Annotated in this window: 16 protein-coding genes; 8 read left to right on the top strand and 8 right to left on the bottom strand. The window is 73.4% G+C overall.

Annotated elements, in window-relative coordinates:
• Positions 1-5: 5 nt before the first annotated feature.
• Entirely contained in the window at positions 6-4220 is a 4215-nt protein-coding gene (locus CC117_RS08365; protein WP_084131745.1) for a molybdopterin-dependent oxidoreductase, read from the bottom strand.
• Positions 4221-4659: 439 nt separating this feature from the next.
• Here CC117_RS08365 and CC117_RS08355 point away from each other — a divergent pair, with 439 nt between their 5' ends.
• Positions 4660-6135 carry an MFS transporter gene (locus CC117_RS08355; protein WP_071083179.1) on the top strand — a complete coding sequence of 492 codons (1476 nt, stop codon included), beginning with the start codon at positions 4660-4662 and terminating at the stop codon, positions 6133-6135.
• On the opposite strand, the gene CC117_RS08350 is transcribed toward CC117_RS08355, so the two are convergent.
• Positions 6103-8082, bottom strand: a complete 1980-nt coding sequence (locus CC117_RS08350) for an AfsR/SARP family transcriptional regulator (RefSeq protein ID WP_071083178.1) — start codon at positions 8080-8082, stop codon at positions 6103-6105. The genes CC117_RS08355 and CC117_RS08350 overlap by 33 nt on opposite strands.
• Positions 8083-8185: 103 nt before the next feature.
• Between CC117_RS08350 and CC117_RS08345 the strand changes: the two genes are divergently transcribed.
• The 3 genes from CC117_RS08345 (at position 8186) to CC117_RS08330 (ending at position 10879) form a co-directional block, all read left to right on the top strand.
• Positions 8186-9064 carry an alpha/beta fold hydrolase gene (locus CC117_RS08345; protein WP_071083275.1) on the top strand — a complete coding sequence of 293 codons (879 nt, stop codon included), beginning with the start codon at positions 8186-8188 and terminating at the stop codon, positions 9062-9064.
• Between the two features lie 765 nt (positions 9065-9829).
• Positions 9830-10438, top strand: coding sequence for a hemerythrin domain-containing protein (locus CC117_RS08335; RefSeq protein ID WP_071083176.1), 609 nt, complete (start codon positions 9830-9832; stop codon positions 10436-10438).
• Positions 10439-10474: 36 nt separating this feature from the next.
• Positions 10475-10879, top strand: coding sequence for a DUF2267 domain-containing protein (locus CC117_RS08330; RefSeq protein WP_241829948.1), 405 nt, complete (start codon positions 10475-10477; stop codon positions 10877-10879).
• A gap of 68 nt (positions 10880-10947) precedes the next feature.
• Here the strand turns inward: CC117_RS08330 and CC117_RS08325 are convergent, their stop codons facing one another.
• From CC117_RS08325 to CC117_RS08305, 4 genes are all read right to left on the bottom strand, one after another.
• The gene (locus tag CC117_RS08325) at positions 10948-12672 is read right to left on the bottom strand and encodes a GAF domain-containing sensor histidine kinase (protein WP_071083175.1); all 1725 of its coding nucleotides are present in this window, start codon (positions 12670-12672) and stop codon (positions 10948-10950) included.
• A 160-nt stretch (positions 12673-12832) separates the two neighbouring features.
• Complete coding sequence (locus tag CC117_RS08320; protein WP_071083174.1) at positions 12833-13897, bottom strand: universal stress protein; 1065 nt, start codon at positions 13895-13897, stop codon at positions 12833-12835.
• A gap of 131 nt (positions 13898-14028) precedes the next feature.
• On the bottom strand, positions 14029-14742 hold the full coding sequence (locus CC117_RS08315; RefSeq protein ID WP_071083173.1) for an AMIN-like domain-containing (lipo)protein: 714 nt from the start codon (positions 14740-14742) through the stop codon (positions 14029-14031).
• A gap of 617 nt (positions 14743-15359) precedes the next feature.
• Positions 15360-15998 carry a response regulator gene (locus tag CC117_RS08305; RefSeq protein WP_071083171.1) on the bottom strand — a complete coding sequence of 213 codons (639 nt, stop codon included), beginning with the start codon at positions 15996-15998 and terminating at the stop codon, positions 15360-15362.
• 227 nt (positions 15999-16225) lie between these two features.
• Between CC117_RS08305 and CC117_RS08300 the strand changes: the two genes are divergently transcribed.
• The 3 genes from CC117_RS08300 (at position 16226) to CC117_RS08290 (ending at position 20652) form a co-directional block, all read left to right on the top strand.
• Positions 16226-17896 (top strand): SulP family inorganic anion transporter, encoded by a 1671-nt coding sequence (locus CC117_RS08300; RefSeq protein ID WP_071083170.1) that lies wholly within the window; start codon positions 16226-16228, stop codon positions 17894-17896.
• Positions 17897-18059: 163 nt separating this feature from the next.
• Complete coding sequence (locus CC117_RS08295) at positions 18060-19586, top strand: AAA family ATPase (RefSeq protein WP_071083169.1); 1527 nt, start codon at positions 18060-18062, stop codon at positions 19584-19586.
• Between the two features lie 58 nt (positions 19587-19644).
• A complete protein-coding gene (locus tag CC117_RS08290; protein ID WP_071083168.1) occupies positions 19645-20652 on the top strand; it encodes an Acg family FMN-binding oxidoreductase in 1008 nt (335 codons plus the stop codon).
• An 8-nt stretch (positions 20653-20660) separates the two neighbouring features.
• Here the strand turns inward: CC117_RS08290 and CC117_RS08285 are convergent, their stop codons facing one another.
• Positions 20661-21923 carry an acetyl-CoA hydrolase/transferase family protein gene (locus tag CC117_RS08285; RefSeq protein ID WP_071083167.1) on the bottom strand — a complete coding sequence of 421 codons (1263 nt, stop codon included), beginning with the start codon at positions 21921-21923 and terminating at the stop codon, positions 20661-20663.
• A 63-nt stretch (positions 21924-21986) separates the two neighbouring features.
• Positions 21987-22886 carry a universal stress protein gene (locus tag CC117_RS08280; protein ID WP_071083166.1) on the bottom strand — a complete coding sequence of 300 codons (900 nt, stop codon included), beginning with the start codon at positions 22884-22886 and terminating at the stop codon, positions 21987-21989.
• Between the two features lie 298 nt (positions 22887-23184).
• Between CC117_RS08280 and CC117_RS08275 the strand changes: the two genes are divergently transcribed.
• Positions 23185-24756 (top strand): bifunctional aminoglycoside phosphotransferase/ATP-binding protein, encoded by a 1572-nt coding sequence (locus CC117_RS08275; protein WP_241829932.1) that lies wholly within the window; start codon positions 23185-23187, stop codon positions 24754-24756.
• The last annotated feature ends 1 nt before the right edge of the window (position 24757 follow it).

Here is a 24757-nt window from a genome sequence, read left to right as displayed (position 1 = left end):
GACCGTCAGTACACGTCGCGGACATAGCGCCGATCGGCGGCGAGCTGGCGGACGTAGGCAGCCGCGCCGTCGGGACCGAGCCCGCCACAGGTGGCGACGACATCGCGCAGCGCCCGGTCCACGTCCCGCGCCATCCGGACGGCGTCGCCGCACACGTAGACGTGGGCCCCCTCGGCCAGCCAGGTCCACACCTGCGCGCCGTGTTCACGCATCCGGTCCTGAACGTAGACCTTGGCGCGCTGGTCGCGGGAGAAGGCGAGATCCAGCCGGGTGAGGGCCCCGGACGCGGCGAACGCGGCCAGCTCGTCGGCGTAGTAGAAATCGGTGGCCCGCCGCTGTTCGCCGAAGAACAGCCAGTTCGGGCCGGACGCGCTGCGGGCGTGACGATCCTGCAGGAACCCGATGTACGGCGCGATACCGGTCCCGGCGCCGATCATGATGGCCGGCGTGGCGTCGTCGGGTGGCAGGCGGAAGTGCGGGGCCCGTTTCACGAAGACCCGCACCGGATGCCCCGGCTCCGCATCGGCGAGATACGTCGAGCACACACCGCCACGAGCGCGGTCTCCAGCGCCCGCGAAGCGGACGACCGACACGGTGAGGCTCACCGTCCGCGGCTCCACGAGCGGCGAGGACGAGATCGAGTACAGCCGCGGCCGCAGCGGCCGCAGCACCGTCATCCACTCCGTGGCATCGGCCCGCACCGGGTGTTCGGCCAGGACGTCGACGGCCTGCCGTCCCCACGTCCACTTCGCGAACTCAAGCTGGTTGTCGGGACGCAGCAGCGTGCGCAGGCGACTGTCACCGGCCCGTTCGGCGACGAAGCGCAGCAGCTCCGGCCGGACGGTGGTGATGTCCAGGCGGTGCCGCAACGCCTCGGCGAGCGGCGCCCGTCCACCGTCGCCCGTCTCGACCTCGGTGTCCGGGGCGAGGCCGGTCACGGCCAGCCACTCGTCGACCAGGGACGGGTTGTTCGTGGGCCAGACACCCAGCGCGTCACCGGCGGCGTACTCCAGCCCGCTGCCAGCCAGGTCGACGGTGACCCGGCGCACCTCCTTGGCCGAGCCCGCCAGGCTCAGCAGCCGGTTGTCGATCAACGGTGCCGCCCAGGGATCGYGGTCCGCCGCCCGCGGCGGTGTGGCGGGCCGGGCGGCAGGCACAGCGGCGGCGGCAGGCACGGCGACTACGGGCACGGCGGTGACGAGCGGTGCGGCCTCCGGTGCGGTTTCCGGTCCGGCCTTCGGCGGCGGGTCGAGGACGGCCTGCGGGTCCGCGGGCGGGGCGAGGGCGGCCAGGACCTGCTCCAGCCAGCCGTCCAGGGCGTCACGGTAGTGGGGCTCGCAGTCGACACGGCCGACGAGCCGGGTCGCGCCGAGTTCGGCCAGCCGCTCGTCGAGGCGGCGCCCGTGGCCGCAGAAGTCCGCGTAGCTGGAGTCGCCGAGTGCCAGCACGGCGTAGCGGCGGCCCTCCAGGCGAGGAGCGTCCGCGCCACGCAACGCGTCCCAGAAGACCGTGCCGTTGTCGGGGGCGTCGCCGTCGCCGAAGGTACTGGTCACCACCAGCAGGTCACCCGGTGCCACGAGCAGATCGCCGACCGGCGCCGCCATGGCGTCGACGCGGACCTGCCAGCCCGCGTCCCGCAACCGGTCCCGGATCACGGCAGCGGCATCCTCGGCGTTGCCGGTCTGTGAAGCCCACAGCACGCTCACCGCGCGTGCCCCGGCGTCGGCAGCCTCGCCGGCCGCAGCGACGTCACGCCTCGTCTGGCGCGGAATGAGCGGGGCGGTGGGGAGGGCGACGCCGTAGCCGCCGGCGAGGAAACCGTCCACCCACTGCCGGCGTCCCGCGTCGAAGGGCGCGTCCGCGGGCAGGCGCGGCGGGGCGCCCGGGGCCGGCGGCGCGGCGGCCAGCGCCGCGAGGAACCCGGCGAGGTACCGCCGCTGGGGTTCCGTGAGATCCGGTGGGGTCAGATCGATGCCGAGCGCCTCACCCAGTGCACGGCCCGTGCCACGATCCGCAGGCTCCCGGTCCGCCGGCGGGACATCCACCGGCGGACCGGCGACCCTGGTCAGCGCGACCGCGCAGGCCTTCAGCTCGGGCTGGAACGAGATCGGGTCGACGGCGTCGCTGGTGACCGCGTTGACGCTGAGCTGTTCGCCGAACAGGTCGTTCCAGTGGAACGGGGCGAAGCAACCACCCGGCAGCACCCGGTCGGTGACGACCGCGGGCAGCACGGCGCGGCCACGGCGGGAGACGAGCTCGACCCGGTCGCCGGCAGCGATGCCCAACGTCTCGGCATCGGACGGGTTGATCTCGACGAACGGGCCGGGGTTCAGCCTGTTCAGCCTGGCGACCTTGCCGGTCCGGGTGAGGGTGTGCCACTGGTGCGCCAGCCGTCCGGTGTTGAGCAGGAAGGGATAGTCGTCGTCGGGCAGTTCGGCGGGCGGCAGGTGCGGCCGGGCGTGGAAGGCGGCACGGCCGGTCGGCGTCGGGAAGCGCAGCCGCGGGCGGGTGCCGTCGGGCCGCTCCAGCAGCGGCTGGCTGACACCGTCGTTGCGGTAGCGGATCGGGTTCCGGTCGGCGGCGCCCGGCGGGGCCGGCCACTGCACCGGGCCGGTGCGCAGCCGCTCGTGGTCGACGCCCCGCAGGTCGTAGCCGGTCTCCGGGTTGGCGAACTCGCGGATCTCGGCGAAGACCTCCTCGGCGGAGGCGTAGGTGAAGGCGTCCGCGAACCCCAGCGCGGCGGCGACCCGGGCGATGAGCTGCCAGTCGGGCAGCGCCTCCCCCGGCGGGTCGACGACCCGCCGGGCCAGGGTCAGGTTCCGCTCGGAGTTGACCATGATGCCGTCGGTCTCGCCCCAGGTCGCCGCCGGCAGCAGCACGTCGGCATGGGCGTTCGTCTCGGTGTCGCCGAAGGCGTCCTGGACGACGACCAGCTCGGCCGCCGCGAGACCGGCGAGGACGGTGGCCCGGTTGCCGACCGACGCCACCGGGTTGGTGCAGATGATCCAGCAGGCCCTGATCCGGCCGGCGGCCATCTGCTCGAACATGTCGATCGTGCCCCGGCCGACGTCCGGGCGCAGCGTGCCGGTCGGCAGGCCCCACTGCCGCTCGACGAAGGCGCGGTCGGCGTCGACCAGGACCGAGCGCTGGCCGGGCAGGCCGGGTCCCATGTACCCCATCTCCCGGCCGCCCATCGCGTTGGGCTGGCCGGTGAGCGAGAACGGCCCGGCGCCGGGCCGGCAGATCGCCCCCGTCGCCAGATGCAGGTTGACCAGTGCGTTGGTGTTCCAGGTGCCGTGGGTGCTCTGGTTGAGGCCCATCGTCCAGCAGCTCATCCAGGTGTTCCCGGCCGCGGCGATCCACCCGGCGGCCCGGCGCAGATCCTCCTCGGCCAGCCCGGTGAGCTCGGCGACCGTGGCCGGTGGGTAGTCGGCCAGGAACGCGGGCAGCTGCTCCCATCCGCTGGTGTGCTCGGCGATGAACGCCACGTCCAGGTGGCCGCCCTCGGCGAGCAGGTGGAGCAGGCCGTTGAGCAGGGCGAGGTCCGTGCCCGGACGGATCTGGAGGAACAGGTCGGCCTTCTCGGCGGTGGCGGTGCGGCGCGGGTCGACGACGATCAGCCGGGCACCGGCACGGACCCGCTCCATCAGGCGCAGGAACAGGACGGGATGGCACTCGGCCATGTTCGACCCGATGACCAGGAACACGTCGGCGTGGTCGAGGTCGTCGTAGGAGCCGGGCGGGCCGTCGGCGCCGAGCGACAGCTTGTAGCCGCTGCCCGCACTGGCCATGCACAACCGCGAGTTCGACTCGATCTGGTTGGTACGCAGGAAGCCCTTCGTCAGCTTGTTGGCCAGGTACTGCGCCTCCAGCGTCAGCTGGCCCGAGACGTACAGCGCGACGGCGTCCGGGCCGTGCTCATCGATGATCGACCGCATCCGACTGGCGACACTGCCGATCGCCTCGTCGAGCGGGATGTCGGTCAGCTTCCCGCCGCGCTCGTGGCGTATCCGTGCCGTCGCCAGCCGGCCCGGCGCGGTCAGCAGGTCGGCGCTGGTCGCGCCCTTCGTGCACAGCCGGCCGCGGTTCGCGGGGTGCTCCCTGTCCCCGCTCACCCGGGTGACCCGGCGGCGGCCGCCCGGCTCCGCGGCGAGGTCGAGGACCATGYCGCAGCCGACCCCGCAGTACGAGCACACGGTCCTCGTCCGGGCTGCGGACACCGGTCCTCCCCTCCCTGACGAAGGCCGCCGTCGGCGGCGGCTGGCGCTGTCGGATGCGGCTGGCGCTGTCGGATGCGGCTGGCACCGTCGGATGCGGCTGGCGCGTCGCGTCCCGACCGTAGGAGGGGCGCGTTTCACCGGTGTCACACCCGGGCCGGCCGTCGGTGACGACCACCGCACCACCACCGGCAGGGGCTGGTGAGTTCCGGCGGGGAGGCGATGCCCGGGCGCCGCCGCACCGCTCGGGGCCTGGTTCGGCCGGGTACCGAACCGACGTTCCGCCTGTCCGGGAAGGTTGCTCACCGCTGCCGGCCGGCTGGTGAGAGAACTGTTTTCCCACCGTGTAATGGCTGGCCGGGTGCCGCGAAACAGCGGCTTCCTAACGTGCCGTCGCGACACGTCCTGCCCGATGTCTCGCGGACCGGCCCGAGGAGCCCCCATGAGAACAGCCCCCACTGACAGGAAGCACCCGGGCCGGCGGACCGGCCGATCCGGGCACTGGATCGACGACTGGCATCCGGAAGATCCCGTGTTCTGGGAGAGGACCGGCCGGCGGATCGCCCGCCGCAATCTCGTGCTGTCCGTCCTCGCCGAGCACTTCGGCTTCTCCGTYTGGGTGATGTGGAGCATTCTGGTCATCAAGATGGGTGCGGACGCCGACGGCGGGCCGGGTCCCGCCGGCTTCGCGCTGAGCATCGACCAGCAGCTCTGGCTCGTCGCCGTCCCCTCCGGGGTCGGGGCCTTCCTCCGCCTGCCCTACACCTTCGCGGTGCCGGTCTTCGGTGGCCGTAACTGGACGGTCTTCTCCGCACTGCTGCTGGTCGTGCCCTGTGTGCTGATGATGTGGGCGGTACGCCACCCCGAGCTGTCGTTCGGCGCGCTGCTGGCGGTCGCCGCCGTGGCCGGGGTCGGCGGCGGGAACTTCGCCTCGTCCATGACGAACATCTCCTTCTTCTACCCGGAGAAGGAGAAGGGATGGGCGCTCGGGCTCAACGCGGCCGGTGGCAATCTCGGGGTCGCCGTGATCCAGAAACTCGGCGCGGTCGTCATCGCCGCCGGGACCGGTACCGCACTGGCCCGGATCGGACTGATCTACATTCCGCTGGCGGTCGTCGCGGCGGTCGGGGCACTGCTGTTCATGGACAATCTTTCCGAGGCGAAGGCCGATTTCGGCTCGACCGCGTCGGCGGCCAGGCGCGGCCAGACCTGGATCATGTCCTTTCTCTACATCGGCACCTTCGGTTCCTTCATCGGCTATTCGTCGGCGTTTCCCGCGCTGCTGAAGAACCCCGCGCTGTTCGACCGACCGGACGTCGCGCTGAGCTACGGCTTCCTCGGCGCGCTGGTCGGCTCGGTCGCCCGCCCGCTCGGCGGGAAGCTCGGTGACCGGATCGGCGGCGCGAAGGTGACCGTCGCCGCCTTCGGCGTCATGACGCTGGGCGGTCTCGGCGCGGTCGCCTCGATCGGCCCCCGGGGAGGCATCCTCGACCGGCCCAGTTTCGGGCTCTTCTTCGGCTCGTTCATGCTGCTGTTCCTCGCCAGCGGCATCGGGAACGGGTCGACGTACCGCATGATCCCGGCGATCTTCGCCGCCCGCGGAGCCCGCAACGGCGGAACCCCGGACGCCATGCTCCGGGCCCGTCGGGAGGCTGCCGGTGCCATCGGCATCTGCTCGGCGGTCGGTGCCTTCGGCGGCTTCCTGGTGCCGATCGTGTACGCCGAGTCGAACAAGGCCTACGGGACGATCGCCCCGGCCCTGTGGGTCTACGTCGGCCTGTTCGTCGTGATGGCCGCCGTCACCTGGCTGTGCTACCTGCGCCGCGGCGCCGCCAGCACCCAGCCCGCCCCGACCCCGACCCCGACCCCGACATCAACGCAGGCATCACCGCAGGCACTGGCAACGACCACGAGGTGAGCCGCCAGAGCTGCACCGGCACGCGCGAGCGCTGGCTTCCGCCTCGGCGCGGTAGCGCTCCACCGGGCCGAGGGTGAGCATGCCGCTGGCGGCGCCGGCGTGTTCGGTGCGGGCGGGCCACAGCGCCCGGGCGGCCCGCGCGGCGATCGCGTGCTCGCCGAGCTGGGCGGCGGCGCGGGCGGTGAGGCACCAGAGCGCCTCCTGGAGGTGGTCGCGCGGTGGTTCGGGCGTTGCGGTGAGGGCGACCCGCGCCTGTTCCCGGTGGCCCTGCGCGAGAAGCACGAGCGGCGCCGCCCAGGGCGCGTACGGGCCCCAGTCGAGCCGCGGGTCGGTGGGAGCGGGGCGGCTGTGCAGCAGGCGCAGCCCGAGCAGAGCAAGCGGCAGCAGACCGCGATGCAGGCCCGGCATCCCGGCGTGCTCGAGGGCGGTGTCGGCGGCGCGGTAGGCGGCCGCGGCCTGCGCGGCGGACGGCCCGACGGGCACGGTGCTGCGGACCGCGGTGACGAGGGCCCGGAACCACTGGGTCAGCACCGGCACGAGCGGTGACTCGTGCTGGGCGGCGAGCTCCTCAGCGGCGTGCGCGTGGTGGGAGCCGGCGTCGAGATCGCCCCGGGCCGACGCGGACTGCAGGCGGACGAGATGGCCGAGAATCGCGAAGGCGGGCAGCCCGTGCCGGGTGGACAGGGCGATGATCTCCGCCCCGACGGCGTCCCGCCGCGGCGCGAGTCCCGGCCGGGAGAAGGACTGGAGAAGGACGCCGTTGAGCGCGAAGGCGAGCAGGGCGGGATCGCCGAGGGTCCGCGCCAACGCCTCCGCCTCCCGCGCCGGCCCGGCGGCGTCCTCGGCGCGGCTCTCGACGGCGACCGTGGCGTACAGCCGGGCACGCAGGTCGGCGGGAGCGGCCGGCCCGAGCGCGGCGAGGGTGCGTTCGGCCGCGGCCACGACGGCGCGGCTCTGTTCCGGGTCATCGGCGCGGTTCCAGATCGCGGGCACGTCGTAGGCGCCGATCACCCGGGCGGTCAGTGCGACGTCGCCCGTCCGTTCCGCGGCGAGCGCGGCGGCAAGCCGGTCACGCCGTGACGAGACAAGCGCGTCTCCGCCCGCGAGCGCGAGGGCACGGGCGACATCCACGGTCGTGCGGGGGCCGAGGCGGGCGGTGGTGGTCAGCCACGGGGAGCCCCGTGGTTCGAGGGCGGGCGACTGGGTGAGCAGATCCGTCTCGAGCTGCCGCAGGGCGCGGCTCGGGTCGAGCCCGAGCTGGTCGACGAGCATCGCGCGGGCCCGCCGGAGCGTGGCGAGCGCGTCGGCCCGACGTCCGGCGCGGTAGAGGGCGCGGGCGAGCAGCCCCCACGCCGGCTCGCGCCACGGGTGCTCGGTGACATGCGCGTCGAGGTCGGCGACGAGGTCGGCCCCGTCGCCACGATCGAGCAGAATGCCGGCCCGCAGCTCCACACCCTGCAGTCGCAGCTCCCCGAGCCGGACCCGCTCGCCCCGCACCCACCCGACGTCGGGCAGGTCGGCATAGGCCGGCCCGCGCCAGGCGGCGAGAGCCTCGCCGAGCGACGCGAACGCCTCGGGCGAACCGGGCGAACCGGGCGAGCCGCGTGCGGCGGCAAGCGCGTCTTCGAAGCGGTGGACGTCGACGGCCACCCGCGGCAGACGCAGCGCGTAACCGGGCCCCTCGGTCACCAGCACGCGCGGTGGCGTGCGGGGCGGGCGTTCCGGCTCGAGGGCGCGGCGCAGGGTGGCGACGAACGTGCGGAGGGCGCCGACGGCGCCGGCCGGCGGGTCGGGCCACAGGTCGGCGACGAGGGTGTCCGTGGCGACCATCCGTCCGTCGGCGGCGACGAGACGGGCGAGGACCTCACGGTGCCGGGGGCCGCGCAGGTCGATGCTGCTGCCGTCCTCGCGCCGCGCTCTCGTCGCGCCCAGCACCTCGATCCGCATGTCCCCATCCTCACGACCGCGCCGCGCCCGCGTCCCGCGTGCTGATTCGCCGCTGATCGGCGCCTCGCAGCCTGGGCTCACCCGCTACGGAAGGAAGCCCGCCATGCGCCCCACCATCCCCGGATTCGACTACACCCGCCTGCCGGGCGCGGACGGCGTCACGCTCTCGGCCGCGGTCGGCGGCACGGGCAGCCCGGTCGTGCTGCTGCACGGCTTCCCCCAGACRCACCTCATGTGGCGGCAGGTCGCCGAACGCCTCGCTGCCCGGCACACGGTCATCTGCCCCGACCTGCGTGGCTACGGGGCAAGCGACAGGCCGCGGGCCACCAGCCCCGACGTGTACGCGAAGCGGACCATGGCAGCRGACATCGTGACGCTCGCCGCCGCGCTCGGCCACGAGCGCTTCGCGCTGGTCGGCCACGACCGGGGCGCCCTCGTCGCCTTCCGGGCGGGCCTCGATCATCCCGAGACGATCACACACCTCGGCATCCTCGACGTGCTCCCGACGCTCGACATGTGGACGGTCCTGCACGGGGTGTCGGGCGCGGTCGGCTTCCACCTCTATCTCATGGCGCAGCCGGAGGGCCTGCCGGAAACGATGATCGCCAACAGCGCGGACGCCTTCTTCGGCTACTTCCTCGACGCCTGGGCGAACGCCCCCGGGGCGATCCCGGCGGACGTCCGCGCCGAGTACCTGCGCGCCAGCGCCGCCGCGGTGCCGTCGATCGTCGCCGACTACCGCGCGTCCGCGGGCGTCGACGTGACGCACGACCAGGCCGACCTCGACGCGGGCTCACAGTTCGCGATGCCCGTCTCCGTCGTGCAGCAGGACTGGGGCGCCCAGCTCGGCTTCGACGCCGCTGCCCTCTGGCGGGCCTGGGCACCCGACCTCGACCACCGCCTCACCCGTGCAGGCCACTTCATGGCCGAGGAGGACCCCGACGAGATCACCCAGGTGATCCTTGACCTCCTCACCCGGTGACGCGGGCCGGCGGCACTGTACCCAGCGCACGCCGGTCGCCGCCTCCGAGAAGCCCACCGGACAAGTGAAACCGTCCGCTCGGACCTGATCAACCAGGCGGTTCGCACAGAGCGGGGGCCGTGAGACGGCGCTCACGTTCTATCCCACGGCGGGCACGGTGCCGCCGGCCGACACCGCGCCCGCTGCCGCCGCGCCGGCTGTCCCCGCGACTGCTGACCACGCGCCAGCGGGCGCGCCGTTTCCGCGGCGGAGCAGTGGGAGGCGTGGGCGGCTCGTCGCCGGACTTGTCGCGCTCACCCTGACCGCCGGTGCGATCATCGTGTCCGGCGCGTTCGCGACCGGCGGCTCCGACCATCTGGTCGCCACCACGAGCCTGACCACGCGGCAGTCCGACCCGCAGGCCGTCATCCGGGCCGACCGGGCGGCGCCGACGACGCTGCCACGGGCCGCCCAGCCGCAGACCGCCCAGCCGCAGGCCGCGCACGTCTTCACGTTCGCCGGGGCCTCGCTCGCAGGTCGTGCGCGGCCGAGGGCGCGGCCGGGGGCACCCTCACAGCGCGTTGACCGAGCGCCTGGTAGTGCGTGGAGTTGGACCGGGTGCTGTCGCACGGCCGCTCGGCGGGGTCTGGCCCCGGACCACCCCCGGCGATCTACCCGGGAGCAGCAGCGCGGGGCGGTTTGGACCCGGGCACCCGGGCACGTCCAGATCTGTCCACCGAATCCGCCCCGCCTCGCCGGGCGGGGCGTCACGGGATGGAGTGCCCGATGGCGATGAGCGAAGCCGAGGTCGAGCGCGCCCGCGCCGCCCAGCTGCCCGACGACGACGTCGTGGGTGTCCTGCTCCGTCAGCACGCCCGCGTCCGTGACCTCTTCGCCGACGTCCAGAGCACGACGGGCGAGCACAGGAAGCAGGCTTTCGACGAGCTGCGCGCGCTGCTCGCGGTGCACGAGACGGCAGAGGAGATGGTCCTGCGGCCGGTGACCGCCGAGGCCGACCGGACCGTCGCCGAGGCCCGCAACCGGGAGGAGGACGAGGCCGCCCAGGTCCTCAGGGTGCTGGAGAAGATGGACGTCAACAGTGCCGAGTTCGACCGCCGGCTTGCCGAGTTCGAGAAAACCGTCTCCGATCACGCCGAGCACGAGGAAAGCGAGGAGTTCCCACGCATCCGCGCCGCCCGCACCGAGGACCAGCTCGAGCACATGGGCCGCCGGCTGCGCACCGCCGAGAAGATCGCTCCTACCCATCCGCACCCGTCCACTGCGGGGTCACCGGCCGCCCAGTGGACCATCGGGCCGGTCGCCTCGATCATCGACCGGGTGCGCGACGCGGTGCGGTCATCGCATCGGCCGCCACGCGGTGGTCGGAGGGCATGACCGACAGCGACGGCAAGAGGCCACCTGATGGGAGAGGTGAAGCTGTTGAAGCAGGATGAGATCGTCTCCGCCGTCCGCGGGACCGCCCGGCTAGACAGCGTCGAGCACACCGAAGCCGCCGTGCGGGCGACTCTGTCGGTACTCGGCGAGCGGTTGTCCGGCGGGGAGACCAAGGACCTGGCCTCCCAGCTCCCGCCGTCGTTCGCCCAGGCGCTGCCGCCAGCCGGCCGTGGCGAACGGTTCGGGCTCGACGAGTTCTATCGGCGCGTCGCCGAGCGGGAGGGCGAGGGCTGCGACGAGGCGCATGCCCGCCAGCACGCCCGGGCGGTGGTCGCGGCGCTGAAGGCGTCGATCGGTCCGGACGAGTTCGAGGATGTCGCTGGGCAGCTCCCCAGTGACTACGCCGACCTGCTGGGCCGCGAGCCGGTCATCCACTACTGACCAGGGTCTGAAAGAACAACGGTCGGGTAGCCCGGCGGTGTCCTGTCAGAGGGTCCGGCGGCGTCCCGTCAGAGGGGTGCGGTCCAGCGCAGCTGGGTCCCGCCGGCGGGTGCGGTCTCCGCGGTGAAGGTGCCGCCGAGACCCTCGGCCCGTGCCCGTAGGTTGTCCAGGCCACTGCGGCGGGCGGTGTCACCGAGGCCGACACCGTCGTCAACGGCCTCGAGGGTGACCATGTCCCCTTCCACCGCCACGCGGATCTCGACCCGCGTGGCGTGGGCGTGCCGGGCGGCGTTGGTCAGGGCTTCCCGGGCCACGGCGAGGAGGTGGTCGGTGAGCTGGTCGTCGACGACGGTGTCGAGAGGACCGGTCAGGCTGAGGGCGGGGGCGAAACCGAGAGCGGGCCGCACCTCCGCGGCGATCTTCTTGAGGCCGGCGTGCAGGTGGCCGCGCCTGGCAGGCCCCTGCCCGCGCAGCTCGAAGATGGAGCGACGGATGTCCTTGATGGTGGCGTCGATGTCCTCGACGTAGCCGCCGAGCCGCTCGGCGTTCGACGGGTTCTCGTACTGCGCGAGATCCTGCATGCCGAGGGCGACGGCGAACATGCGCTGGATGACGTGGTCGTGCAGGTCGCGGGCGATGCGGCCGCGGTCGGCGAGGACCCTCAGGCGTTCCTGGTCGGCCTTGGTCCGGGCGAGCTCGAGGGCGACGGCGATATGGCCGGCGAAGCCGGCGGCCATGTCGAGGTCGCTGTCGGTGAAGGCACGCGCGCCGCGGTCCCGCCCGATGAGCAGGGCTCCGATGCACTGCTCGGCCCCGGTGACGAGAGGAAGGACGAGAAGCGGCCCGGTGCGCGGCCCGCGCTCGTCCGGGACCGCGTCGAGTTCCGCGTCGTCGACGCGCAGGGCCTGCCGTTCGCCGATCACCCGTCCGGTCAGCGTGTGCTCCAGCGGGATGAGACGACCGACACGCTCGGTGTCACCCTCGACCGGGACGTCAGCCCCGCCCTCGACGGTGGACGCCGTGAGCGCCGCGGCGACCCGGACGTGCCCGCCGTGGTCCAGGTCCCCACCCGGGTCGGCGTGGTCACCCGCGCGCAGCGCGAGAGCGACGAAGGACGCGCCGGCGACGTCCCGAACCCGGCGCGCGGCAGCGGTGAGCGCGTCGTCGGCGCCGGCCATCAGCAACCGGGCGACCTCCGCCGATGCGGTCATCCACAGATGCCGCTGCTGCGACTCGTGGTAGAGCCGCGCGTTCGCGATCGCCACGCCGGCGTTGGCCGCCAGAGCGAGAGCAAGCTCCTCGTCCTCCGCGGTGAAAGGAAGACCGCCGTGTTTGTCGGTCAGATACAGGTTGCCGAACACCTCCCCCCGCACGATGATCGGCACTCCGAGGAAGGTCGTCATCGGCGGATGACCCGCCGGGAAGCCCTGGGAGCCGGTGGCGCCGGCGATGCCGTCGACGCGGCGCGGACGGGGGTCGTCGATGAGCAGGCCCAGCAGACCGTGCCCGGTCGGCAGATGCCCGATCCGGTCGACGTCCGACTCGTCCATGCCGACGTGGACGAACTCCTCCAGTGTGCGGTCGGGCGCGATGACCCCCAGGGCGCCGTAGCGGGCGCCGAGCAGGTCGCAGGCGGCCTCGACAACGCGCCGCAGCAGGACGGACAGCCGCAGGTCGGTGGCGACGACCTGGTTGGCCTGGAGCAGGCCGCGCAACCGCCCCTGCGTGGCCAGCACGTCCTGGGCCCGATCGACCAGCTGGCTGAGCAGGTCGTCGAGCTCCAGCCTGGCCACCGCGGGGAACGTCAGCCCGTCTCCCGGCGGCGGCGCCGGCGGGACGATCGGCCCGGCCTGTGAGCTGCCGGTCTGCGGGCCGGTCGGATGCGCCGCATCCGACCGATATGAGGCAGATGACTGCGATCTTGCCACCACGCCAGCAGAATACGCGAGGCGATCAGGGGACGGAAGTGTGGGCCCGCGGGCGGCCTGCTTCCCGGTTCGCCGAGACTTTCGGTCCCTCCAGTGCGGCGCCACCGGCGGCCCCGCGCACCACGGCGACCGGGCAGCCGGCGTGCGCCACGCACTGCGAGCTCGTGGAGCCGAGCACGAGTTCCGCGAAACCACCCCGGCCCCGCGCGCCGAGAACCAGCATCTGCGCCCGGGCGGCCTCACTGATGAGTTCGCGACTCACCCCGCCCCACACCAGCACCGGCTCCACCTCGACTCCGGCGCCGGCCGGCCCGCGGAGGACGCGCACAGCATCGTCAAGGAGCGCACGGGCGGCGTCGCGGAACACCTCCTCACCTGCCGCGCCGGCCCCGTCCCCCAACGCGGGCGGCGGCGTCCAGACATGCACGACCCGTAGCCGGGCGGCCCTCAGCCGCGCCTCCCGAACAGCCCAGGCGAGCGCGACCTGGGAGGAGGCCGAGCCGTCGACACCCGCGACGATCGGGCGGTGGCCCTCCCAGCCGGCGCTGCCACCGTGCACGATGACGACCGGAACAGTCGCGCCGTGCAGGCAGGCGAGGCTGACCGAGCCGGTCGGCATGCGGCCGGACGGAGTGGCGCCGCGGGCCCCCACGACGAGCATCTCGGCACCGTCAGCCTCGGCCAGCAACATCCGCACGGGAGGCCCGAAGACGGTCCGGGCCACGATCCGGGCGTACGGCTCATCCGCACGCACCCGGTCCACCGCCTCGTTGAGGATCCACTGGGCCGTCCACCGCGGATGTTCCGGCGACGTCGCCGGTGGCGGGCGCGATCCGTCCTGTGCCGGTCCGGCGGACGCCCAGGCCAGCACCGCGCGTACACCGGTCCCGCGGAGCACGGCCTCCCGGACGGCCCAGTGCAGTGCGCGCTCCGAGTCCACGGAACCGTCGAGCCCGACCACGATGTCCCGGCCGGGCCCGTCCGACCAGCCGACCTCGTCATCGTGGACAGCATCGTCGCGGACAGCATCGTCGTCATCACTCACAGCGTCGTTGCCGTCGGCGGGCGGCTCCTCGTGGTCATCCGTCACGTGGCCAGGCCTCGCCGAGGCCCTCCAACGAGGCGATGTCGCCGCCATCACTCAGCCCCCCTGCGTCGTCGGCGTGTCACCCGCGCCCCGCCCCGCCGCAGGCGCCGGTGCCACCTCGGGCGGGGCGGGCCTCACGCCGCCAGGTCGATGGCCAGCCGTGGCGGGTTCGACAGTTCGAGCACCCGGAAGCCGACCCGGTCGTCAACGCCCAGGCCGAGGTGGACGTATCCCTCGTAGTCGCCGGTGATCCGGTACTGGACGAGCGAGGGATGGCCACCACCGGTGGACGGGGTGCGCAGCGTCGGGTTTCCGGCCTCGTCGTGGGCCACGGTGGAAAAGAGCACCACCTCCATGAACGCCTGGCCTCGCAGGGCGACCACCGCGCCCTCGCCCGGGGAGCGCACGTCGGGGACGTACCGCACGTCGTAGCCGGGGACCTGGTCCGCGAACTCGATCACCAGCCGGTCGAAGGCGACGCCGACAGCCACGTTGTGCCCGCTGCGTACCCCGACTACCGTCGCCGAGCCGGGCAGGGCGCGGTCCACACGACGCGGCTCACTCGACCAGACGACCGGCCGCGGCGCGTCCGTCGGGGACGGCGCAGGCGCGGGGCCGGCCGTGGTTCGCGACGGGGCAGGCGACGGCGGGACAGTCGACGGGGCGGAGGTCCGACTCGCCGAGGGAGCGGGAGAGGCGGTGGCCGCGGAACCTCCACCGCCCGATCCACGGTTGTCGGAACCGCCGCCGCAGCTCACCAGCCCCAGCAGGACACCGGTGAGGAACATTCCCACCGCGGCTCGCACCAGACCGCCGCCCACCGGCGTCCGGGCCCCTGGCCCGCTCATCGCGATCTCCGCGATCTCCGCGAGCCCCCGCGAAGGTGACGAGAGCCGTGGCCGGTCTGGCTGCGGCACCCCCGGAGCCGGACGCTCCCCCCGCGCAGGCTCACCCAGCCGCCGGGACCCATCCGGACGTCCGCGTGGGGCGCGGGCTGGCGGCGTGCCAGCTGCCTCGCCACGGCCACCGCACCGATCGCCAGCTCTCCGACGACCACGACCGCGGTGAGGTCAGGGCGGGAGTGGACCACCGATGCGCACCGCACCGGCGCGGACGGGGTCACCGCCGGAACCGTTCGTTCCACGGCCGAGGACGCGGCAGCCGGCGAGCCGGCACCGGAGGCCCCGGTCGACGGCCGCGCGGGCTCCGAACGGCCGGGTCCGGCGGGGACGGGCGGCGGGCCGGTGATCGGTTCCGGCCGGGCGAACACCTGCGGCGCGACGAAAACAGTCTTCATGACTTCCGCCTCCTCGACCATCCAATACACCACTGGTGTTCCCGTCCGGAGGGGTGGTGAGGAAGGCGAAGGTCGCGGCGGAACCAGGAGGAAGGTCCCGTCGACGGCACAGGCGGACGAACCGCCGCCGGGCACGGGTTCCGGCTCGYGGCAGAGCGCCCGTGGTGGTTACTCGCCGGCCTGCTTCAAGAGGTAGACGGCGGCCTGCGTACGGCTGGCCAGGCCGAGCTTCTCCAGGATGCTCGACACGTAGTTCTTCACGGTCTTCTCCGACAGACCCAGCCGGGTACCGATCTGCCGGTTCGTCAGACCGTCCGCGATCAGCTGCAGGATCTCCCGCTCACGCTGGTTCAGCGAGGCCAGCGCGGGATCCTCGTGCGGGCCCTCCCGCAGCCGCTCCAGCACCCGGCGGGTCACCGAGGGCGCCAGCAACGACTGCCCCGACGCCACCGCCCGGATCGCGCCCACCAGGTCGTTGCCCCGGATCTCCTTCAACACGTAGCCGGCCGCCCCGGCCATGATCGCCGAGAACAGCGCCTCGTCGTCGTCGTACGACGTCAGGATCAGACACGCCACGTCCGGCAGGGTGGACCGCACCTCACGGCAGACGTCGATGCCGCTGCCGTCCGGCAGCCGCCCGTCCAGCACCGCCACGTCCGGGCGCAGCGCGGGAATACGCCGCAGCGCCTCCGCGGCCAGCCCGGCCTCCCCGACGAGCTCGATGTCGTCATGCCGGGCGAGCGTCTGACGCAGACCGTTCCGCACGATCTCGTGATCGTCGAGAACGAACACCCGGATCTTCTCCATGGGCCGCGACGATACGGCCTCGGGCACCTTCGGCGGAACCTTTCGGCATACGGGAGCAGGACCTGCTACCCCCGGCAAACCTGCCGAAGGCCGCGCGGGTCAGCCCGCAACCTGGGACATCCTTCTTCCCGACAGATGACAGACCGGACGAACCGCCGGATTCTCCGGGTCGGTGCCTACGCTGCCCTGATGACCTGTGCCACCACCGACCAGGAGTGACGTGCTCCGTGTACCACCTGCGCCTGCCGCCCCTGCCGCGTTACTCCCGCCGGTGGGTGCGAGGGGATGTCGCAAGCGGCCTGACGGTGGCCGCCTACCTGATCCCGCAGGTCATGGCCTACGGCGCACTCGCGGGCGTGGCGCCCGTGGCGGGCCTGTGGGCGATCGCGCCCGCCATCGTCGCCTACGCGGTCCTCGGGTCGTCGCGGCTGTTGTCGGTGGGCCCGGAATCCACCACGGCGCTGATGACGGCGGCCGCTGTCGCCCCGCTGGCGGCGGGTGATCCGAACCGACACGCCACCCTGGCCGCCACCCTCGCCGTGGGGGTCGGGGTCCTCGCGATCGCCGCCGGGATCGCCCGGCTCGGTGTCATCGCCCACCTGCTCTCCCGGCCGATCCTCGTCGGCTACCTCGCCGGCGTGGCGGTCATCATGATCGTCGGCCAGTTGGAGAAGGTGACCGGCGTCCCGGTCGACAGCGGGAGCCTGTACGGGGAACTCCGCTCGTTCGCCGGCTCGCTGCACCACCTCCATCTCGGCACTCTCGCGGTCTCCGTCGCGTCGCTCGCCCTGCTCGTCGCACTCCACCGCTGGACGCCCCGGCTACCGAGCCCACTCATAGTGATCATGATCGCGACCTTCGCGGTCTGGGTGTTCGGCCTCGACGGGCACGGCGTCCGCGTGGTGGGTGCCGTCGAGGGCGGCCTCCCGCGTCTGGTGCTGCCCACGGGCTCCGACCTCGTCGACCTCGCACCGTCCGCGCTCGGCATCCTCTTCGTCGGGTTCGCCGACAACATGCTCACCGCCCGCGCCTTCGGCGGTCGCGACAGCCACCGCATCGACGCCAACCGGGAGCTGTTCGCGTTGGGGACGGCGAACCTGGGAGCGGGAGCAGGGCAGGGCTTCCCGGTCAGCAGCAGCGGGAGCCGCACCGCGCTCGCCGCGTCCAGCGGCGCGCACACACAGGTGTACTCCCTGGTCGCCCTGGTCGCCGTCGTCCTGGTCCTCGCCTTCGGGCGCCCCGCACTGGCGATGTTCCCGAGGGCGACGCTCGGCGCGATCATCATCTTCGCCGCGGTCCGCCTGATCGACGTCGCCGGGTTCCGGCGGCTCGCCTCGTTCCGGCGCAGCGAGCTGGCGCTCGCGCTCACCGCCGCCGGCGGCGTGCTGGTCTTCGACATCCTGTACGGGGTCCTGGTGGCCATCGGCGTCTCGCTGCTGGACCTGCTGGCCCGGGTCGCCCGGCCCCACGACGCGGTGCTCGGGCAGGTCCCCGGCCTGGACGGGATGCACGACGTGGACGACTACCCGAGCGCCCTCACCGTGCCGGGGCTGTTCGCCTACCGGTACGACTCGCCGCTCTTCTTCGCCAACGCCGAGAACTTCCGCCGCCGGGCACTCGCGGCCCTCGACGCGTGCACCGACGACGTCGACTGGTTCGTCCTGAACATGGAGGCCATCGTCGAGGTCGACATCACGGCTCTCGACGCGCTCGAGGATCTGCGTGCCGAGGTGACCGGCCGGGGCATCGCCTTCGGCCTGGCCCACGTCAAGCACGACCTGCTCGACGACCTCACCGCGTACGGGCTGACCGCGAAGGTCCAACCCGAGATGATCTTTCCCACCATGCGCGCCGCCACCGCGGCCCACCGTCTGCGCTCGCAGGATCGGCACCCCTGAACGTGGAAGGCGCCTCGGACCCGGGCGGCCCGAGGTGGTCCTCCGTGGCGGCCATCGTGGACCTGGGACCCCTTCTTTGGTCCCGCTCGTCCGGGACCTTGGAACCCCGTCCGTGCTACTCAGGAATGCGGTACCCGGAGCGTTTCGGGGGCAGGGTCGAGACATGGGTGTGGCGACAGCAGCAGGCACGGTCCCTACCGCGGCGGCAGCCCCCGAACGGGCGGTGGCCTCGGTACCGCTGCGGCCCGGTCCGGCCGGGTCCGCGGCCCCGGACGCGGCGGTGCAGCCGGCCCGGCTGGTCGAGACGCACACCTCCGTCCTGGTCTTCATGGGCGACCGGGTCTACAAGACCAAGAAGCCGGCCGACCTGGGGTTCCTGGACTTCCGCACGCGGCAGGCACGCCGAGCCGCCTGCCACGCCGAGGTGGACCTCAACCGGAGACTGGCGCGGGACGTCTATCTCGGTGTCGCCGACGTGGTCGGCCCCGACGGCGACCTCTGCGACCACATGGTCGTCATGAGGCGCCTTCCGGCCGATCGCCGGCTGTCCACCCTCGTCGCCGCCGGCAGCGACGTCACCGGACAACTGCGGGCCGTGGCCCGCCTGCTCGCCGGCTTCCACAGCCGCTGCGAGACCTCCGCCCAGATCAGCGACGCCGCTTCTCCCACCGCGCTGCGCCAGCTCTGGGACGAGGGCATGGAAGGCGTCCAGCCCTATGTCGGGACCGTTCTCGACCCCGCCACCATCGACGCCATCGGCCGCCTCGCCGCCCGCTACCTGGACGGGCGCGAGCCTCTGCTCCGGGAGCGGCAGCGCCTCGGACTGATCCGGGACGGCCACGGCGACCTGCTCGCCGACGACATCTACTGCCTCGACGACGGCCCCCGCATCCTGGACTGCCTCGAGTTCGACCAGCGGCTGCGCGTCGGTGACATCCTCGCGGACATCGCGTTCCTCGCGATGGACCTCGAACGCCTCGGCCGCCCCGATCTCGCCGCCTTCTTCCTGGACCGCTACCGCGAATACGCCGCGGAGAGCCACCCCAGGTCGCTGGAGCACCTCTACGTCGCCTACCGGGCGTTCGTCCGCTGCAAGGTCGCCTGCACCCGACACGCCCAGGGCAACAGCTCCGCCGCGGCCGAGGCACGCGCACTCGCCGCCCTGGCCCTGTCGAGCCTGCGCCGCGGGCGGGTGCGGCTCGTGCTCGTCGGCGGGCCCGGGGAGTCGGGGCGCAGCCAACTGGCCGCGGCCCTGGCCGAAGCGGAGGGATGGACACTGCTGCGCGCCGAGACCCCGGCCACCGGGACCGCCGACAGCGGTCCGGACAGCGCGACCGGTGACAACGCCGACGCGGGGTACGACGAGCTGCTGCGGAACGCGCACATCGCGGCCGAGCGCGGCGAGACCGTCGTCCTCGACGCGCCGTGGGCCCTGCGCCGCGACCGCCACCGCGCGGCGGCGCTGGCCCATGCCACCGCGGCCGACCTCGTCCAGCTCCGGTGTGCGCCTGTGGCTCACCCCCAGGCAGCAGCGCAGCCGAGGCCGGTACTCCGACCGGTCGGCCCGTCCTCCGGTTTCGGGTCCGCGGGTGAGCCGCCTTCCGCTGATCCCTGGCCCGAGGCAAGAACCCTTCCGTACGCCAGCACGCCCGAGGGCGTCCTGCGGGCTGCGCGGCGGGCGACGACATGACAATGACCGCGGACAACAGTGCCGGGACGCAGGCCCGAGCCCAGAGGAGAGCGAGCTCATGGTCACACGCGGGATGGTGATATCCGCCGATCAGGCGCGGGCCGCGGTGGAGGCCGCAGTCCTCGCCCCGTCGATCCACAACTCCCAGCCGTGGCGGTGGCGGTTGCACGAGGACACCCTGGAGCTGGCCGCGGATCTGGCCCGCGCAGTCCCCGTCGTCGACCCGGACCATCGGCAACTGGTGGTGAGCTGCGGCGCGGCGCTGCTCAACGCGTGGCTGACGCTGCGCGACGCCGGGCTCGACGTGGTGGTCGACGAGCTGCCGGACGGCACCGACATCCTCACCGGGAGGCTGGCCACCCTCCGTGTGGTGGGCCGCAGACCGCCCACGGAGGACGAGGCGACGCTCACCGCCGCGATCACCCGCCGACACACCGAGCGCCGCCCGTTCGACCCCGCCGACCTCCCGGCCGAGCTGACCCGCGTCCTGCGGCGGGCGGCCGAGGCGGAGGGAGGTTGGCTGGTCGCACTCGTCGACCCGGATGCCCGGGTGGAGCTGTCGGTGCTGCTGGCGCGGGCGGACTGGATCGAGACGCACGATCCGGCCTACCGGGCGGAGCTGCGGGAGTGGAGCCGCACTGATCCGAACGCGCCCGACGGCATCCCGCGCAGCGCGGTGGTCGGCTCCGGGCAGCCGCGCCAGTCGGAGTTCCCGCTCCGCGAGCTGGACGTCGTCGGCGAGGCCGGCCAGCGGTTGCGCCAGCTGGAGGTGGAGCACCCGGGCGTGCTGGTGCTCGGCACCGACGCGGACAGCGTGGCGGACCGGCTCCGCGCAGGGCGGGCGCTCGGCCGGGTGCTGCTCACCGCGACGGCTGCGGGCCTGGCCACCTCGCCGCTCGGCCAGGCGATCGACATCGAGGCGACCCGCGGCCTCGTCCGGGACACCACCGGCGGGAGCGGGGCCGCCCAGATGATCCTGCGGGTGGGCTACCCGGACCCGTCCGCTCCCGCGCTGCCGGCGACCCCACGCCGCCCGCTCTCCGAAGTCCTCGACACAGCCGGCTGACCTCCCGGTCAGGCCACGTGCGACCGGGTTTCCCGGCGCGGCCGGGCACCACTGGCTTCGGCGAGCGCGGGACGGGCGCGGGGATGCGCGACCTTCTCGACGAGGTCGCGGGCCTGCCGCTGCTGGCTGCTCCCCCACAGCACGGCGGTGCCCTGCTCACTGACGACATGACTGTGCTGGAAGCTGGTCGTGGGTTCGGTCAGCGCAGGCACGACCGTCGACACGTCGGCCCTGGGATGCCAGCTGGGCAGGGCGATGACCGCCCGCCCGTCCTGCGCGTGCAGGGCGCCCGCGACGAAGTCCGGCTGCCCCCCGAATCCCGACCACACCGTGCCGCGGATGTACGAGGCGTTCGCCTGCGCATGCAGGTCGATCTGGAGCGCGGTGTTGATCGAGGTCATCGCGTGCTGGCGGGCGATGACGGCGGGGTCGTTGACGGTCTCGGTGCGCAGCAGCCGCACCCGGGGGTTGCGGTCAAGCCACCTGTACAGCTCGTCCGAGCCGAACACGAAGCTGGTCACCAGCTGGGCGTCCGGGTCGAGGGCACCCGCCCGGTCGAGCGCGAGGACACCGTCGGAGAACGTCTCGGTCCACACCCGCAGCCCTCGCCGGTCCGTGAGCGAGGCGAGCGTGGCATCCGGAACCGCCCCGATGCCGAGCTGCAGGGTGGCGCCGTCGGCCACCAGCGCGGCGACCCTGCCGCCGATCTCCCGCTGGACGTCGCCGGCCGGCCGCGGGGTGGGGCTGGCCAGCGGCACGTCGGCCTCGACCGCCAGGTCCACGGCGTCGCAGGAGATCTCACCGTCGCCGAACGTGTAGGGCATCGCGCGGTTGGTCTGGGCGACGATCAGGCCGCCGGCCGCCCGGGCCGCCGCCACCGCCGCGGGAAGGATGTTGACCTCGGTGCCCATCGACACCCGCCCGTCGACCGGGCGGCTGGTGTGGAGGACGACCACGTCGGGGCGGTGCGCGCCCGCGAACAGCCGCGGAACCAGGCTGAGACGGCTGGGCAGGTACTCCAGGCCCGGGCGACCCCGCATCCCGGGGCCGACGAAAGGCGTCACCGGGATCACGCCCGCCCGGTCCGGGACGCCGTGCTGGGCGTTGAGGACGAAAAGGCGGTACCCGGCCAGGGCACGGTCGACAGCGCCCAGGGCGACCGTCGGGGTCGCGAAGTTGCCGGACGCGACCACCTTCGGTAGCCGGTCGCCGTGGCCGGCCAGGCGGGCGGCGATCAGGTCCGCCAGCATGTTCTCACTTACGGTGCGCATACCCGTATCGTCCCGGCTTCGCCGGGCCGTCGCGAGGACTGCCGGCCGGGAACCCACCCGTCCTCAGGCGTGGAGGACGGCGACCGGGCAGTCCGCGTGCAGCACGCACTGGTGCGCGGTGGAGCCGAGCACCAGTTCGGCGAAGCCACCACGCCCCCGGGTCCCCACCGCGAGAAGCTGGGCCTCGGCTGACGCGCGCAGCAGCGCGCGGGTAGGGGTGTCGTCGACCGCGAGCTGACGGACCTCGAGGTCGGCCTCGTCGTCGAGGCCGGCGGTCGCGACGTCGGCGAGAAGCCGCTCGGCGTCGGTGCGCAGCGAGGGGTAGAACTCGTCCACGGACACACCGAAGCTGGTGATGTCGACACGGTAGCCGTACACCAGGTGCAGCGGCGCCCCACGCTCGGCGGCCTGCGCGGCAGCCCAGCGGACGGCCGCCTGCGACGACTCCGAGCCGTCGACGCCGACCACGACCGGCCGCCGGTCCTGCGAGGCGGTCTCGTCTGCGTGGCCGGCCTCATCGGCTGTCCCGCGGACGACCACGACCGGGCCGGAGGAACGGTGCAGGAGCCGGTGGGCGACCGAACCGGCGAGGATGCGGTGGGCCAGGCCCGGGCCGCGTGCTCCGACCACGGTCATCGCGGCGTTCTTGGCCTCCGCGACGAGGGCGTCCACCGGGTCCTGGTCGACGACGAGCCTGCGCAGCTCGACCGCCGGCTGCGGTGCCGGGACGCGGGCGATCGTCCGGTCGAGCATCTGGGCGGCCGCCGCCGCGAGAGCGCCGTGCTCCGCGGCGGCGGCAGCCTGGTAGACCGGCCGCGGCAGGCCGTCCGCGGTCCATCCCAGCAGGGCCGTGACCGGGCGCCGCTCGACCTGGGCCGTCCGGTAGGCCCAGCGCAGCGCGGCTTCGGAACCTGCGGAGCCGTCGATGCCGACGAGGATCTCCCGGGTGGGTTCGGTGCTCACGGCTGCCTCCTGGCTGTTGTCGGCCCCCGTTCGGGGGTGGCGTGAAGTGCCCGCCCCAGCGTGGCGCGGCGAACGGATCGTCGGGACCGACGAAGGTCCCGCCGGCACGGGGCAGGAGGTCGGGTGAGCCGGCATCCCGATCGTCCCCTGACGGCCCGGCCCGAACGGGGCATCGTCTTCCGCGGAGGGAGTCGGACCACGGCGGACGATCCCGGGGCGCGGATTACTCGGCTGGCCCCGGATCACCGTACGTCGATGGTCGTGACGCATTTCGTCCCGAACACATCTGGAGACGTCGATGCTGGTTCAGGAGAGTTCGGTGCAGGAAGACGGCGGTCTCCATTCCGGTCGTTCTGGAGAGCCGGAGACCAGGGCGGTGCAGAATCACCCGGCCCCGGAACTTCGCCTCGACAGTCGGGAGACCGTGGAGACGCACACCGCGATCCTTTTCCTGACCGAGGACCGCGTCTACAAGCTGCGCAAGCCGGTCGACCTCGGCTTCGTGGACCTCAGGACCCGGCAGACGCGGCTGGCGGCCTGCGAGGACGAGGTGCGTCTCAACCGTCGGCTGGCCCCGGACGTCTACCTCGGCGTCGCCGACATTCGGGACGAGCGCGGTCGACCGCACGACCACATGGTCGTGATGCGCCGGATGCCCGCCGACCGCAGGCTCTCGGAACTGGTGCGCGGCGGTGCCGACCTGACCGGCGAGCTGCGCGCGATCGCCCGCACGATGGCGGCCTTCCACGAGCGCTGCGAGACCTCGCCGGAGATCTCCCGGGCCGGTGGGCTCGCCAACCTGGAGGCGCTGTGGCTGGAGGCGATGAACGCCGTGGCGCCTTTCTGCGGCTCGATCCTGGACGCTGGCACCGTCGACGAGATCGGCCGGCTTGCCCTGCGGTACCTGGCCGGGCGGGGCCCCCTGCTGGCGGAGCGGCAGCGGGCCGGGCACATCCGCGACGGGCACGGTGACCTGCTCGCCGACGACATCTACTGCCTGGACGACGGCCCCCGCATCCTGGACTGCATCAACTTCGACCGCCAGCTGCGGGTCGGAGACGTTCTCGCCGACGTCGCCTTCCTCGCGATGGACCTGGAGCGGCTCGGCGCCCCGGCCGCGGCCCGGACCTTCCTCGACGCGTACCGCGAGTTCTCCGGCGAGACCCATCCGGCGTCGCTGGAGCACCTCTACATCGCCTACCGGGCGTTCGTCCGGGTACGCATCGCCTGCATCCGCGACCATCAGGGCGATCCGGACGCCGCCGAGGAGGCCCGCCAGCTCGCCGACATCGCGCTGACGCACCTCCGTCGAGGCCGGGTGCGGCTGGTACTGGTCGGCGGGCTGCCCGGCACGGGCAAGTCGACACTGGCGAGCGGTCTGGTCGCCGCGCAGGACGAGTGGGCCCTGCTGCGCTCGGACGTGGTGCGCAAGGAGCTCGCCGGTCTCGCCCCGCACGTCGCGATCGATGTCGCCCCCGGAACCGGTATCTACAGCGCCGCGTCCACCGAGCGCAGTTACGCCGAGCTGGTCACGAGAGCCCGGCGGGCGCTGGAGCGCGGGCAGAGCGTCGTCCTCGACGCCTCGTGGTCATCCCGGCGGTTCCGGGAGCTCGCGGCCGGGGCGGCGAAGGAGACCGGCGCGGATCTGACGCAGGTCCGCTGCGTGGCGCCGACGCGGATCGCCGTCGCCCGCATCGCGTCGCGGCGGGCCGTGCAGGCGTGCGGCACCGGCGCGGACGCCTCGGACGCGACCGGTGCGGTGTACGCGTCGATGGCGCACCGGGCCGACCCCTGGCCGACCGCGCTCGACGTCGACACCACGGCCTCCGTCGCCCAGACGGTCGCCGCCGCGGCGCGGATCGTCGACTGAC

The organism is Parafrankia colletiae (assembly GCF_001854655.1).
In the GTDB taxonomy this organism is placed as follows: Bacteria; Actinomycetota; Actinomycetes; order Frankiales; family Frankiaceae; genus Parafrankia; species Parafrankia colletiae.
The sequence above is the reverse complement of the archived record's forward strand: the minus strand, read 5'-3'. Positions and strand labels throughout refer to the sequence as shown.